This window comes from Pedobacter sp. AC212, assembly GCF_979258625.1.
This window is the reverse complement of record NZ_OZ409870.1, coordinates 4,000,479-4,016,379: the sequence shown is the minus strand read 5'-3', so window position 1 is coordinate 4,016,379 and position 15,901 is coordinate 4,000,479. Positions and strand designations below refer to the sequence as shown.

Genomic DNA, 15,901 nt, shown 5'->3' with positions numbered 1-15,901 from the left:
TCATAATTAAAAATAGTTTTAGTTTAATGATAGGCCAGCCGAATCTTCCTGGATGGGAAGATTCGGGTAAGGCGCTAAAAGAGACTAAAGTTGAAAGACCAAAGACTAAAGCATAAAGATCAAAGCGATTTGCCTGGTCTTGATACTTGATACTAAATACTTGCTACTAACAACTTGATACTCAAAAGATGTTCAAAATAAACTTAAAAATCGCATTGCGAAACCTTTGGAAAAATAAAGGATTTACCATTATAAATGTTGGTGGATTGGCCATTGGATTAGCCAGTTGTATGATTTTGCTTTTATATGTGGCGTATGAGTGGAGCTATGACAAGCACTACGCCAATGCAGATAAGACTTACGTAATCTATCAGAACGCACCTGCAAACGGAAAGATTTTTAGTTTTGCATGGACTCCAAATGTTATGGCTGATGAGGTTGCAGCAAAAATCCCTGGCGTGAAATATACCTCACATTCCAGTTACCCAAGTCCGAAATTACTTTCGGTGGGCGATAAGAGAATCAGTGCGAAGCTGAACTTTGCAGATCCAAATTTTTCAAAAATCTTCGATTTAAAATTTATTAAAGGAAATGCGGAACGGGCGCTCAAAGATGTTAATACGATCATATTGACCGAATCTATGGCGAAAAAACTTTTCGGAAACGAAGATCCAATTAATAAAACCGTTAAGCTTGAAAATCAGGATGTGCTGAAGGTTGAAGCTGTAATAGAAGACGTACCTGCAAATAGCAGCATCACCTATGAGTGCTTGGCTCCCTGGGCACTTTTTTTAAAGCGAGAACCCTGGGCACGTCAACCTAATTGGGGAAATAACATGTGTCTGACCGTTGTTCAGCTTAACAACAATAAGTTTCTGGCTGGCGCAAATGCTGATATGAAAGGCATTTACAAACGCAATCAGCAAGGTAACACGGCCGAGGCACTCTTATTTCCATTAATCAAATGGCATTTGTACGATGATTTTCAAAATGGAAAATCGGTTGGAGGCAAGATTGAGCAACTTAAAATTTTTTTATTGTTGGCTTTTTGTATTCTTTTAATTGCTTGTGTCAACTTCATGAATTTATCCACCGCCCGTTCTGAGCGGAGAGCGAAAGAAGTTGGAATTCGTAAAGCTATCGGTTCTACGAGAAAATCTTTGATCGGTCAATTTTTGCTAGAATCGGTCTTTGTAACGGTCTTAGCGGGTGTTTTGGCTTTCATTTTAGTAGAGGTCAGTTTGCCATATTTCAATAATTTGTTGAATATAAGCCTGGAAATTGATTACAATAGCTTCACTTTTTGGGGTACATTATTTGGTTTGATGATTTTCACAGGATTCATGGCTGGGAGTTATCCAGCTTTGTACTTATCATCTTTTGAACCGATAAAAGTGTTGAAAGGATTAAAAATTAAGTCTGATTCCTCGGTTTCTATCCGAAAAGTTTTAGTAGTTGTTCAGTTTGTATTTGCTGCTTGTTTAATCGTGTGTACTTCCGTTATCTATCAGCAATTAAGCTACGTTAAAAATAAGCCGATAGGTTACGATAAATCAAACCTTGTCCAAATTGCGGTTCAAGGTAAAATGGGCAACCGAAGCAAGTTGGAACTGCTTAAAACCCAAATGTTAAAGTCTGGTGCAGCAACGGGAGTAACCTTTTTTAGTAAAGACATTACGGAAAGTGGTAATAATACAACAGATGTTCATTGGCAAGGCAAAACAGCTGGAGAATCTATTTTGTTTAATAACCGAGGAATTGGAAGTGACTTTATTGCAACAATAGGAACGGAATTGGTCGCCGGAAGAGCAGTAGAAACAGAATCGAAAAGAGATAGCAACAACATCATGCTTAATGAGGCTGCTGTTAAAATGATGAACCTAAAAAGTCCTGTGGGCGCTAAAATTAGATTTTGGGGTGTAGAAAAAACAAATGTTGGTGTGGTGAAAGATTTTGTGGTGGAAAGCGCTTATCAAAAAGTTGCCCCCATGATTTTTTATCCAAGTTATATGGATGACGTTCAGGTGATCCTTGCTCGTTTAAATCCTAACCAAAATATCAGTTCTTCGTTAGAAACCATTGATGGCTTAATTAAGCAAATTGAACCCGATTATCCTGTAAAACGAAGATTTGTAGATGAATCTTTCGAGGTTAAATTTCAAAATGAGAAATTACTGGGTACACTTTCAAATTGGTTCGGAGGTTTTGCCATCTTTATTTCTTGCTTGGGTTTATTGGGTTTAGCGCTTTTTATGGCCGAACAGCGTAAAAAAGAAATCAGTATTCGTAAAGTACTGGGCGCCAGTACTGCAAATATTCTTACGCTTTTAAATAAAGATTTTATAAAACTGGTGGCGATAGCAAACTTAATAGCGTTTCCATTGGCCTATATTATTATTAACAAGTGGCTGTCTGCTTTTGAATATCGAATTGCAATTTCAGCGATACCGTTTGTGATTGCTATTGGATTGTCTGTTTTGATAGCCATTTTAACAGTAAGCATCCAATCGGTAAAAGTAGCAAAAGCTAATCCTGTCGATGCACTTAAATATGAATAAAGCCAAAAGACTAAAGCTGAAAGGTTAAAGCATAAACCTGTCTTGGTACTTAATACTAACTACTTGATACTGAAATATGTTCAAACTCAACCTAAAAATCGCATTGCGAAACTTATGGAGAAACAAGTCCATCACAGCAATTAATGTTGGTGGTTTAGCTATTGTTTTGGCTGCGTTTATTTTGGTGGCCATGTATTTCACTTATGAAACCAGTTTCGACAAATCAAATCCTGACTATAAGAATATTTATGTGGTAGGGGTAACGTATCCCGAGTTTAAAACGAATTACATTGCGGCTCCATTTGCAAAAGCCATCAAACAAACTTATCCGGAAGTGGAATCAGTTGGTTTAATAAAAGAAGGCTCCTTCGAACTGACTATTAAAAATGGAAAGAATACACTTTTCACCAAAAAAATACTGGCTGTAGACTATAATGCGGCCATTATGCTAAAAATTATTCCAGAAAATGGTCTAACGAAACCATCAGGAGATTTAGAAAGACTCAATTATCTGAGTAAAGAAAGCATGAAAACGCTTTTTCCTGATAAAACAGATAATAAACCTGAGATGGTGGGTTATGGAGCAAGCAATTCGGGGATCACGGGGACTATAGCGGGCACTATTGAAGGCAGAAGACATTCTAACTTTAACTTCGACGGAGTTTCTTTAGCCGCCGAACTGGGTGAGCATGATAATTATGATATGAATGACTATTCAATCTATCTGAAGTTAAAACCTGATGTAGATGTTGCAAACCTTGAAAGAAAAATAAGTGAGTTATATCGATACGAATTATTGAAAGTTAATGCCAAAAAGGAGTTAGTTGAATTAAAAACCATTTCTATATTTTTAGATCCACTGGCAAATTTACACCTGCGCCCTAAAGCGGGAAACGATCTGCCTTACAAAACCTTGATGGCGCTTTCCATACTCGGATTTTTAATTCTAGTGATTGCGTGTATCAATTTCACCAACCTGAGTATTGCCCAGGCCAGTAAACGAGCCAAAGAAGTTGGCGTTAAAAAAGTAATGGGTGCCTACCGTTCTCAGCTTACCCTACAATTTCTTACCGAAATATTTATCCAGTGCTTTATCGCTACCGTACTGGCTTTAATTTTAGCAGAATTAGTGTTACCTCAATTTAATAATCTATTTCAGGTTAACCTTTCCGTTTGGCAAATCGATAATAGATTGATTTGGGAGCTTCCACTAACTTTAGTCATCATCACACTAATCGCAGGCACGTATCCTTCTATGGTTTTATCTGGCTTCAAACCAGCTTTAGTATTAAAGGGAAATTTTGCTGCGAGTAAACAAAGCTCATGGCTGCGAAACGGATTACTGGTTTTCCAGTTTAGTATTGCAGTAATTTTTATTATCGGCTTGCTAATTATCAATTCACAATTGAAATACATGCGAACGCAGGATGTTGGATTTAATGCCAATCAGGTTGTTTATATCAAAAATCTAACGCTCTTTAACAATCCAGTCAAGTTTGGTTCAGTCAGTTTTAATTCCGTAAGAGATAGGTTAATGCGGATTCCAGGCGTAAAATCTGCTACGGTTGCAAGTTTCATCCCTGGCGGCCAGATTGGAATAAATAGTTATGCTTATAAAGCGACCAAGGCGAATATCGATTTCGTAAACGTAGATTTTGACTACTTTGAAACGCTGAATATCAAATTAAAAGAAGGCCGCTTTTTCTCAAATACCTTTGTAACCGATACTGTCAATTCCGCTATCATTAACGAAAGCGCAGTGGCAAAATATGGTATAAAAAACCCTGTTGGCCAGATCATCAGCGGCTGTAATATCGATTATAAAATTGTAGGCGTAATTAAAGATTTTAAAACCCAGGGTTTCGAAAGTAAGGTGCAGCCTACAATATATACAATTAAGGACCCCTGTGGAAGTTACAAAACGCAAATCCTGCTGAAGATAGAGGAAAATAAAATGACCGATGCGCTGGCTGCTTTGAAGGCGCAATGGCCACTGATTAATCCGCTAGATGGTGAAGATTTCAGGTACGAATTTTTAGATGAACTGTATGGCAAACTATTTAAAAAGCAAGAGCAACTGCAATCTGTGTTTTTTGCAGCGGCTTTGCTCACCATCTTTATTGCCGTTTTAGGTTTATTTGCCTTTGCCAAATACATCACTAACGGCAGAATTAAAGAGATCGCTGTGCGAAAAATTTTAGGGGCAAGCGATGTTCAGATTTTCAAGTTGATTAACAGTTCTTTTTTTATCATGGTGCTCTTAGCCAATTTAATTTCCTGGCCGGTGGCTTATATCCTGACTAAAAAATGGCTGCAAACCTTTGCCTACCGAATTGATTTTCCGATTCTGCCGTTTTTGCTAAGTGCTGCCATTACCATTTTATTAACGGTAGTTACCGTGAGCATTCAGGCTAAAAAAGCGGTAAGCGCTAATCCTGTTGATGCTTTGAAATACGAATAGAATCGAGTTAACAGTTGCGGGTTACCGGTTATAAGTCTGGGCTCGCAACAGGTAACACATAACCCATAACCCAATTATGTTCAGATTAAACTTAAAAATCGCTTTGCGAAACCTTTGGAAGAATAAAATTTCATCTTTCATTAATGTAATCGGTTTGGCTATTGGCCTTGCGGCTTGTTTAATGTTGCTGCTCTATGTATCATACGAATGGAACTTTGATAAGCAAGCCAAAAACTGGCAAAATGTTTATATAGCGATGACCAACGTTCCGGGTGAAGGTGGAAAAATTGGTGGTACTTTTTATGGTTCAACCACTGCGTTAGGTCCGCTGCTGAAGGATAAATTGCCTGAAGCGAAATATGTAGCACGGATGGATTATGGCAGAAAAAGCCTCATAGCAAACGGACAAAACAGCTATAAAAAAGATTCGAAATTTGCTGAGCCCGATATTCTCAAAATGTACGATTATGAGTTTATTTATGGGGATACTAAAACGGCGCTAAACAATCCACTTTCAGTAATTTTAACAGAAAGTACGGCAAAAACGCTCTTCGGAACCAATGATGTTCTGAATAAATCTGTTCGTTTTCAAGACAAAGAAAACTTAACAATTACCGGAGTGATTAAAGATTTACCAGAAAATAGTTCTAACAGGTTTGATTTTTTAATGCCCTGGTCGCTTTATGAAATCGTTGATGAGAGCGCCAAAGATTTAAACTGGACAAATTACAGTTTCGTAACGATGGTTAGCCTAAACGCTGATGCCAATATTGATTTGGTAAACCGCAAAGTAGACGAATTGGTGAAAAAGAGTGCCGAACAAACCGAGCAATCGCAACCAAACTTTTTATACCAGGCCAGTAAACTTCACTTGTTTGGTAAATTTGAAAACGGAAAACCAGTTGGAGGAGATATTGAGCAAATCTGGCTTTTCATGGGGTTGGCATTTGGGATATTGCTTATTGCCTGCATCAATTTTATGAACATGGCAACTGCCAAATCAGAGAAAAGAGCTAAAGAAGTCGGAATTAAGAAAACCATCGGGGCAAATCGTACCTCTTTAATTCTCCAGTTTTTAACCGAATCAATGGTGCTTACATTGGTTGCTGTAGTAGTCGCAATTGCTTTGATAGAACTTTGTCTGCCTGCATTTAATCAGTTACTCAATATAAATCTTGGAATTTCGTATTTCAATACAGCAAGTTGGATAGGTATAATGACAATTGTAATTGCAACTGGTTTAATTGCCGGTAGCTATCCTGCATTCTACCTATCTTCTTTCAACCCAATCCAAACACTAAAAAGGAAAATCAAGGTCAAAGGATTTTTAACGATAAGTTTAAGGCAAGTGTTGGTGGTGGGTCAGTTTTGTTTTGCCATTATATTGATTATTGCCACTTTGGTTATTTATCGTCAAATCCAATTCATTAAAAATAAGCCGGTCGGTTTTGATGTAAATGCCTTGGTAGAAATTCCTCAAGATGGTGAGTTGAAAGGTAAATTTGAACTGTTCAAAACTGAAATGCTGAAGTCTGGTGCAGTAACATCGATGTATCAATCATCTGTTAGCCTTTCTCACCGTGGTCGGAATTTTATGGATATTAAATGGGATGGGATGACTAAGCCCGAAAATACGGTGATGTTTAACCAGGTAGCCACCTCTTACGATTTTACCAAAACCAACGGAATTAAATTATTAGAGGGAAGAGATTTTTCTAAAAACTTTGCCTCAGATACCAGTGGGTTATTGGTAAGTGCCTCGGCGGTAAAAGTGTTTGGCTATAAAAATCCTATTGGCAAAAGGGTAAATCTTTATGGCACTAATGCTTTTATCATCGGAGTATTTGACGATTACGTTTGGGATTCGCCATACAAATCCAACAATCCACAGGTGGTTTTTTTAAACCCTGCACAAACAGGCACCATCACGATGCGCTTAAATAGCGCCAATAATTTGCAAAGTAACATTGAAACCATCAGTAGAATTACGAAGGCTTTCAATCCTGCTTATCCAACAGAAATTACTTTTATAAATTCATTATACCAGGAGAAATATAAGTCAGAAAAAACCTTAGGTATTCTTTCCAATCTGTTCGGCGGACTAGCGATTTTCGTATCCTGCCTGGGTTTATTCGGTTTGGTTGCCTACAGTGCCGAGCAGCGTACTAAAGAATTTGGCGTACGCAAAGTACTTGGCGCATCGGTTGCTAATTTGATGCAATTGCTTTCTCTTTCATTCATTAAAATGATTGTGGTCGCCATTATTGTTGCGGTTCCAATAAGTTACCTGGCGATGAATAAATGGCTCAAGAATTTCGAATTCCATACCGATATTTCCTGGTGGATTATCCCCGTTGCAGCAATAGGAACGCTATTAATGGCTTTAATTACGGTGAGCTTTCAAGCTTATAAAACAGCAAAAGCCAATCCGGTTGATGCTTTGAAATACGAATAGAATCGAGTTAACAGTTGCGGGTTACCAGTTATAAGTCTGGGCTCGCAACAGGTAACACATAACCCATAACCAATTATGTTCAAACTTAACTTAAAAATCGCGTTGCGAAACCTTTGGAAAAACAAGGGGTTCAGCTTGATTAATATCGGCGGATTAGCTATCGGATTGGCGAGCTGTATGCTGTTATTGCTGTACGTTTCTTACGAGTTTAGTTTCGATAAACAGTATGAAAACTACAAAACGACTTACGTTGCGCATACCAATATGACGGCCAATGGAAAAGTGCACACCTGGGCCTGGACGCCTGGATTGTTAGCGCCAGAATTAAAAGCCAAATATCCTGCAGTTGTAAATGCAGCAAGATCTTCCTACCCATTTGAGCAACTAATCAGCTACGATGATAAAAAAATAAAGAATAAAGGTTTATTTGCCGATCCAGAGTTTATCAAAATACTGGATTACAAATTTTTAAGTGGGAATGCTGTTTCTCCACTGGATAATATAAATAGCGTTATTCTTACTCAATCACTAGCGCATAAATTATTTGGAAACCAAAATCCACTAGGTAAAATTGTAAAACTTGATAATGAGGGTGGACTAAAAGTTGAAGCTGTTATTGCTGACTTACCAGAAAATACCAGCATTAAATTCGATTACCTGATGCCCTGGAAATTGAACGAACAGAGACAAAAATGGATTAAAGAGCAAGGCTGGGGAAGTAACTTCTGTTTAACCATTGTGCAACTTCAAAATAGTAGCTTATTGGATCAGGTAAACGCTTCTGTAAAAGGAATCTATCAAAGAAATCAAAAAGGCTTATTAAATGAACTTTTTTTGCATCCACTTTCCAAATTACATCTTTATAACGAATTTGAAAACGGTAAATCTGCCGGAGGAAAAATAGACCAGTTACGAATTTTTTTCATGCTTGCCATCTGTATCCTGCTGATAGCTTGTGTAAATTTTATGAATTTATCTACAGCCCGGTCAGAGAAAAGAGCAAAAGAAGTTGGTGTTCGTAAAGCAATTGGGTCTAGCAGGAAAGCACTTGTTGCACAGTTTATTTTAGAAAGCACCTTACTGGCCCTCATCGGAACAATAATCGCATTTATTTTAGTAGAAATTAGTCTTCCATATTTTAATTCCATCCTAAATATCAACTTAATAATTCAATACAACGATTGGCGATACTGGCTTACCTTGTTAGGTTTGGTGGTATTTACAGGGTTGCTAGCAGGCAGTTATCCAGCATTTTATCTTTCATCTTTCGATCCGGTTAAGGTGCTGAAAGGTTCCGGCGTAAAAACGGGTTCAGCCATTTCTGTTAGAAAAGTGCTTGTCGTTTCTCAATTCGTATTTGCAGCATGTTTAATTATTTGCACAGTGGTCATTTATCAGCAGTTAACTTATATTAAAAATAAACCATTAGGTTATAGTCAGGGGAATTTAGTTCAAATGGCTGCTTTAGGTAACTTAAGGGAAACGAGTAAACTTGAACTTTTAAAAACCCAGATTTTGAAATCTGGCGCTGCGACCAACGTGCCTTTGTTGAGTATGAATATTGATGAAGGGGGCAATAACACCTCAGATATCAATTGGCCTGGAAAAAATCCTAACGACAAAGTTTTATTTAATCAACGTGGAATTGGTTACGATTTTATTGCAACTACCGGTACCGAGCTGGTTGCAGGAAGAGAGTTTAAAATCGAATTTCCCGGCGATTCGAATAAAGTTTTAATCAATGAAGCTGCAGCCAAAATCATGTCGCTTAAAAACCCGGTAGGAACTGCGATTGATTATGGAGAATATAAATGTACCATTATTGGTGTGATGAAGGATTTTGTCGCAGAATCACCCTATCAAAAAGTTGCGCCAATGATTTTCAATAGAGCCTATCATAATGATGGAGGTGTAATTCTCATTCGCTTAAATGAAGCTGAAAATATAAGTGCCTCTTTATCAAAAATCGATGCAATGGTAAAAGCAATAAATCCCGATTATCCGGTAGATCGGGTATTTGTAAGTGATTCATTTGAAGAGAAATATAATTCTGAAAAGCTTTTAGGAACGCTCTCTAATTGGTTTGGAGGTTTTGCAATTTTTATTTCTTGCTTAGGCTTACTTGGATTAGCATTGTTTATGGCAGAACAGCGCAAAAAGGAAATTAGCATCAGGAAGGTATTGGGCGCTAGCACAAGCCATATACTTACCTTACTCAATAAAGATTTTGTCAAGTTAGTGGCAATTGCCAATCTGATCGCATTCCCGTTAGCGTATGTCATCATAAACAAATGGTTGTCGGCATTCGAGTATCGGATCAATATATCGGTATTGCCTTTTGTAATGGCCTTTGCGGTTTCTTTCCTGATTGCCGTTTTGACGGTCAGTATTCAATCGATAAAGGTTGCAAAAGCAAATGCTGTCGATGCACTTAAATATGAATAGCCTGTCCGTTCGATTTTGAACAAACATTTGTTCGGAATCGAACAGTTTATATTGCTGCTTTATTGTAAATTGTTGATAATCAAAATATTGAAGCCAGTTATTTATAGTGGTATAAAATTGGCACAAGCAGCATCAGGTTAGAAAGCTTTATTTCGAAACTGAAATTCTCCAGCAAATTAAAAACATGTTCAAACTCAACTTAAAAATCGCCTGGCGAAACCTTTGGAAAAACAAAGGTTATACTTTTATCAATGTTCTTGGTTTATCCATTGGAATGGCCAGTTGTATCCTCATTTTTATTTTCATCCGTTATCAAATGAGTTTTGATGAAGGCTTTAAAAACGAGGATCGAATTTACCGTTTAACTACTAATTGGACTTCCGCCGATGGATTTGAAGAATCACAAGGCGTACCTAAACCAGCGCCGGCTGCATTTCGTAATGATTTCAAAAATCAAATTGAAAAAGTTGGAGCCATTTGTCAGGATGGTGGAATTATCAAAGTAAAAGATGATGCCGGTAAGGAGAAAATTAAAACTTTGGAAGACGTTTTTTATGCAGAGCCTCAATTTTTTCAAATCATGAGTTTTGAATGGTTACAAGGAAATCCGGTAGAATCATTAAGTCAGCCTAATACCGTGGTTTTATCGAAAGACATGGCTACCAAACTTTTTGGCGACTGGAATAAGGCCGTAGGTAAAACCATTAATTACCAAAATCGCGATGATTTTACGGTTACGGGCATTTTACAGGAGATGCCCCAAAACAGTTCTTTTCCGCTAAATATTGTTGTTTCTTACCAAACCTTTAGAAATCATAATAATGAGAGATTCGATAACTGGGGCAATGTTTCTTCCAATGATGAATGTTATTTTCTTTTAAAGGATGGTGTATCAATTGATGAAGTTCGAGGTGCTTTATCAAAGTTTTCTGACAAATATTTTCAAAGAGATAACATATCTAAACAAGAAATTGGTGCACAATCCTTGGGCGATATACATTACAATGAAAACTTAGGGAATTTTTCAAGCAAAACAATGTCAACAAAAGAGCTTTATGGTTTAGGAATCATTGGCGCATTTTTGATGCTTACGGCTTGTATAAACTTTATTAATCTTGCTACTGCACAAGCGGTAAGCAGAAGCAAAGAAGTAGGCGTTCGTAAAGTAATGGGAAGCTTAAGAAAGCAATTGGTATTTCAATTTCTTACCGAAACATTAACCATTAGCATATTCGCTTTGGTCGTGGCATGTGTCTTAGCAGAAGTTTCTATGCCAGGAATGAGAAATTTATTTCACGAAAATATTTCTTTCAGTGTGATTCAGCATCCCATCATTTTCTTGTTTATGATTGGGTTAGTCATTATCGTAAGTTTTCTTGCAGGATTTTATCCAGCAATGGTGATGTCTGGTTTTAGTCCAGCTTTGGCAATTAAAAATAAGATTACTGCAAATGCCGGAGGCTTAAGCTTACGTAAGGTTTTAGTTGTGGTTCAGTTTTCTATTACTGTAATATTAATTATTGGTACACTCGTAGTTTTAAAACAAATGAATTATATGAGAGAGAAGCCATTGGGTTTTAACCCTTCGGCAATTGCTCTCGTAAATGTTCGAAATGATAGTTTAAGCTTGATGAAATATCAAATTTTACAAGAAAGGATTTCCAAAATACCCGGTGTATTAATGACGAGTTTTTGTAGAAATCCACCGTCATCCAGCAATAATAACGAAACTAATTTTAACTATAATAGTACAGAAAAAGCCAATTTTCAGGCTAATGCAAAAATTGCTGATGAAAATTACTTTAAAACTTTCGGATTAACATTTGTTGCAGGTAAAGCATTTTCTAAAAGCGATACCATAAAAGAAGTTGTGGTTAATGAAACAACTTTGAGAAAATTAAATGTGGTTAATTTTAATGATGCATTAGGTAAAAAAATTAAAATTTTTGGTAAAGAAGCAACCTTAGTGGGTGTGGTTAAAGATTTTAATAATTTGAGCCTGCACGACCCAATATCGCCAATTATCATTACTACAGTTAAAGATAACTACCAAAATATAGCCGTAAAAATGGATAGCAAACATATACTATCCATTATGCCTCAGATAGAAAAAATATGGAATAATACCTTCCCAGAAAATTTTTACAGAGCCTCTTTTGTAGATGATGATATTAGTCAGTATTATGAAACGGAAAGAGTGATGGGGGTCTTATTTAAGGTTTTTGCATGCATTATTATCTTCATTTCCTTCATTGGATTATTCGGCCTAATTTCTTTCGTAGCCACTCAGCGAACCAAAGAGGTAGCCATTAGAAAGGTACTTGGAGCCTCGACGGTTGAATTAGTAAGAATGTTAAATGGATCATTTTTATTGATGGTTTTTATCGCAAACCTGGTGGCCTGGCCATTGGCTTATTTACTAGTTTCAAAATGGCTTTCTGGTTTTACCTACCGGATAGATTTGAGTATCTGGCCGTTTGTAATTGCCATGATTATTTCAATGGCTATAACTTTAATAACAGTTTCCATCCGCTCTTATAAAGCCGCGGTAGCCAACACCATTGATGCACTTAAATATGAATAAAGCTGAAAGACTAAAGACTAAAGCGAATCCCCAAGCCTTAAATCTTTGCCACAGCATAAAAAAATAGCACTTCCGGCTCCCTCTCTTCAAGGAGAGGGCGGGGGGTGAGGTTAATTACTACTTGAAACTAGAAATATGTTCAAACTTAACTTAAAAATCGCGTGGCGGAACCTTTGGAAAAACAAGGTTTATGCAGCCATAAATATAGGCGGATTGGCACTTGGATTAACGGCTTTTGTGTTGATGTTGCTGTACATCAATCATGAAGAAAGTTTCGATTCCTGGTCGCCGGATTTAAAAAATGTTTATCAAATCCGTGAGAAACATGATTTCTTTACGCCTGATAATAAGGAGCATTGGCAAGATGCTGTAGATAGTCGGATGGCAGCTTTGGTTAAAGAAAATATCCCTCAGGCGATAGCCGTTACAAGAGTAGATCAGGAGTGGGATTGGAACGCCGGTTATTCTGTTAAAGTTGAGCATGCAGACCCGGTAATGATACAGAAAGTTAAGGATGCTGACAGCAGCTTTTTCAGCGTGTTCGACCATCAGTTTACACAGGGCGACCCTGAAACAGCGCTCAAATCGCCAAAATCAATTGTTTTAAAAGAAGCTATTGCACTAAAGTTGTTCGGTACCACTAAAGTTTTGGGGAAAACCGTAAAGCTAGTGATCTGGAGAAATGATCCTGGTCAGCAATTAACAGTTACAGGAGTGGTAAAAGAGCCACAAACACCGCAAACTGTTGGCTTCAATGCCATCATGAGGACTGGTGAAAAAGATAAGGACCCAGATAACATTACTGCCAAGCACTATTGTCAGGTTTACGCTAAATTGTATGGTAATTTAGATAGCGTAAGTTTAAACAAGACGCTACAACAAGTTTATGTAAAAGCTAAAAAAGCATCGTTTGCTAAGCAAAAAATAAATTACAACGACTATTACAAGGATGGTAAAAAGCCTGGATTAAGAGCGTTGCAGCTGGCGGAGGTACACGCAAATCCCGCCATACAAATCAGCTGGAAAGATAAATTAAAACCTGTAGTTGGCATCTCTATTTTCTTGCTTTTAGTCTCGGTAATCAATTTTGTAAATTTAGCAACAGCTCAATCTGTTAACCGGGCTAAAGAGGTTGGCGTTAAAAAAGTTTTAGGTTCTAATAAACATCAGCTACTTACACAATTTCTTTTAGAGTCTGCCTTGCAAAGTGTAGTAGCGTTGTTTCTCTGCGTCGTTCTGGTTGAGGTGGTGCTGCCTGCCTTTAATCAACACTTCAATGTAACCTTAAGTTTTTGGCATAATCCAAGATTATTGTTGATGATTTTCCAACTCGTTATGCTGTTTGTCATCGTAACGCTGCTTGCTGGTTTCTATCCATCTTGGGTTTTATCAAACTACAATCCGGTTTCGGTTTTAAAAGGCAACTATGCCAACGGTTTAAAAGGAACAGCAATCCGGAACGTTTTGGTCGTTTTTCAATTCGTAATCTCGGTCACTTTTATCATTGCCATTGGTGTAATGTATCAGCAAACAAAATATGTAAGCAATAAAGATTTAGGTTTCGATAAGGGAAACTTAATTAATATCAGAACCAATTATGAAGAAAAATTTGCCGAACGCTTACGAAAAATTCCAGGTGTAAAATACATCGCTACCACCACGCAGGTAATGGGTAATGCTTTCAACATTCCCGAAGAAATCACTTATAAGGATAATAACATTGCCTTAAATACAGTTACGGTAAGCATGGATGCCTTGCAGGCACTAGGAGTTAAAATAATGCAGGGGCGGATTTTTGCAAAAGAATACAAACAAGATACCGTAAACGCTGTGGTGATCAATGAAAGCGCTGCTAAACTAATTGATAAAAACCCTGTGGGTAAGCTGTATGATGTGAAAAGTGATAAGGAAAAGTACACTTTCCAGATTGTTGGCGTCATAAAAGATTATCATAACGAAGGCTTTGATAAGGCTGTTCTGCCAACTATTTATAAGGTAACCCACCTGGGTGGCACGTCCATGACGAATAATGTGTTAGTTCGGTTCGATAGTGAAAATAGCGCCCAGATTATCCGTAAAATCGAGGCCGAATGGAAAGTTGCGTACCCTAATTATCCAATGTCGTATGTTACCATGAAAGATTCGTTGAATAAGGTGTTGGAGGAGAACAACAGGTTTATGAACATGATTGTGCTATTTAGCACGATTTCGGTTTCATTGTCTTTGTTAGGCTTGTTTGCGTTATCAACCTTTGTTGCCAAAAGAAGAACAAAAGAAGTTGCCGTTAGGAAAGTTTTAGGCGCTGCTAACTACGAAATTATCAACCTGTTAAATAGGTCGTTTTTGATATTGGTGATCATCGCTAATGTCATCAGCTGGCCAATCGCTTATATTCTCATTAAAAAATGGTTGGATGCATTTGCCTATCGAATTGATATGCCTGTTTTGCCTTTCATAGTAGCAACAGTGGTTTCCATCACCATAGCGATATTAACGGTAAGCATTCAGGCAAGGAAAGCAGCGACTATGGATCCTGTAACTGCGCTTAAATATGAATAAAGCAAAAAGCGGAAAGAATAAAACGGAAAGACTAAAGTGAAGCCAATATCTTGATACTTGACACTAAATACTCGATACTAAAAAAATGATAGAACTTAAAAATATAGAAAAATATTACGCCAATAAAGGGGTTAAAAGTTACATTCTTCGCCATGTAACCACTACAATTAAACAAGGCGAATTTGTGTCTATAATGGGACCATCCGGTGCCGGTAAATCAACTCTGCTTAACATTTTAGGTATGCTGGAGGAGCCGACTTACGGCACCTACGAGTTTATGGGCGAAAATGTAACCAGTTTAAATGAACGTAAACGGATTGAACTTTACCGCAATCACATTGGTTTTGTGTTTCAGGCTTATCATTTAATTGATGAGATGACGGTTTACGAAAACATTGAGGCGCCACTGCTTTATAAAAAAGTGGGAAGCGCTGAACGTGCCAGCAGGATTGCTAACTTGCTGGATAGGTTTAATATCGTAGCTAAAAAAGATTTATTTCCTAACCAACTTTCGGGTGGCCAGCAACAACTGGTTGGTATTGCAAGGGCTTTAGCCGCTCAACCGAGCATCATTTTGGCTGATGAACCTACCGGAAATTTGCAATCGGCACAGGCAGAAGAAATTATGCAGCTTTTTCAAAAGTTAAATAAAGAAGATGGGATCACCATTATCCAGGTAACGCATTCTGAAAAAAATGCTGAATATGGGAATAGGATCTTGCACATTGCCGACGGCGTTGTTAAGGGTGATGTACAAGTTTAGTGGTAAGTGCTACGTGTTAAGTTTTAGGTTATACGCTTTAAGTTTTACGCCCGACTTAGAACTTATAACCTAAAAC

The 15,901-nt window shown here is 37.5% G+C and carries 7 protein-coding genes; all 7 read left to right on the top strand.

Annotated features, from left to right (window positions below):
* Nucleotides 1–188 precede the first annotated feature (188 nt).
* The 7 genes from ACZZZC_RS17105 (at nt 189) to ACZZZC_RS17075 (ending at nt 15,825) form a co-directional block, all read left to right on the top strand.
* Nucleotides 189–2,558, top strand: a complete 2,370-nt coding sequence (locus tag ACZZZC_RS17105; RefSeq protein ID WP_463487740.1) for an FtsX-like permease family protein — start codon at nt 189–191, stop codon at nt 2,556–2,558.
* 76 nt (nt 2,559–2,634) lie between these two features.
* A complete protein-coding gene (locus ACZZZC_RS17100; RefSeq protein ID WP_463487739.1) occupies nt 2,635–5,019 on the top strand; it encodes an ABC transporter permease in 2,385 nt (794 codons plus the stop codon).
* 76 nt (nt 5,020–5,095) lie between these two features.
* Nucleotides 5,096–7,474, top strand: coding sequence for an ABC transporter permease (locus ACZZZC_RS17095; protein WP_463487738.1), 2,379 nt, complete (start codon nt 5,096–5,098; stop codon nt 7,472–7,474).
* Between the two features lie 75 nt (nt 7,475–7,549).
* On the top strand, nt 7,550–9,919 hold the full coding sequence (locus tag ACZZZC_RS17090) for an ABC transporter permease (protein WP_463487737.1): 2,370 nt from the start codon (nt 7,550–7,552) through the stop codon (nt 9,917–9,919).
* A 184-nt stretch (nt 9,920–10,103) separates the two neighbouring features.
* The gene (locus ACZZZC_RS17085; RefSeq protein WP_463483246.1) at nt 10,104–12,503 is read left to right on the top strand and encodes an ABC transporter permease; all 2,400 of its coding nucleotides are present in this window, start codon (nt 10,104–10,106) and stop codon (nt 12,501–12,503) included.
* Between the two features lie 135 nt (nt 12,504–12,638).
* Complete coding sequence (locus tag ACZZZC_RS17080) at nt 12,639–15,062, top strand: ABC transporter permease (protein WP_463483245.1); 2,424 nt, start codon at nt 12,639–12,641, stop codon at nt 15,060–15,062.
* Nucleotides 15,063–15,147: 85 nt separating this feature from the next.
* Entirely contained in the window at nt 15,148–15,825 is a 678-nt protein-coding gene (locus ACZZZC_RS17075; RefSeq protein ID WP_056849704.1) for an ABC transporter ATP-binding protein, read from the top strand.
* Nucleotides 15,826–15,901: the final 76 nt, after the last annotated feature.

Excerpts from the sequence above, each read along its gene's own strand:
- ACZZZC_RS17075 (WP_056849704.1), top strand. The coding sequence starts at position 15,148 with ATGATAGAACTTAAAAATATAGAAAAATATTACGCCAATAAAGGGGTT.
- ACZZZC_RS17080 (WP_463483245.1), top strand. The coding sequence starts at position 12,639 with ATGTTCAAACTTAACTTAAAAATCGCGTGGCGGAACCTTTGGAAAAAC.
- ACZZZC_RS17095 (WP_463487738.1), top strand. The coding sequence starts at position 5,096 with ATGTTCAGATTAAACTTAAAAATCGCTTTGCGAAACCTTTGGAAGAAT.
- ACZZZC_RS17085 (WP_463483246.1), top strand. The coding sequence starts at position 10,104 with ATGTTCAAACTCAACTTAAAAATCGCCTGGCGAAACCTTTGGAAAAAC.
- ACZZZC_RS17100 (WP_463487739.1), top strand. The coding sequence starts at position 2,635 with ATGTTCAAACTCAACCTAAAAATCGCATTGCGAAACTTATGGAGAAAC.
- ACZZZC_RS17090 (WP_463487737.1), top strand. The coding sequence starts at position 7,550 with ATGTTCAAACTTAACTTAAAAATCGCGTTGCGAAACCTTTGGAAAAAC.
- ACZZZC_RS17105 (WP_463487740.1), top strand. The coding sequence starts at position 189 with ATGTTCAAAATAAACTTAAAAATCGCATTGCGAAACCTTTGGAAAAAT.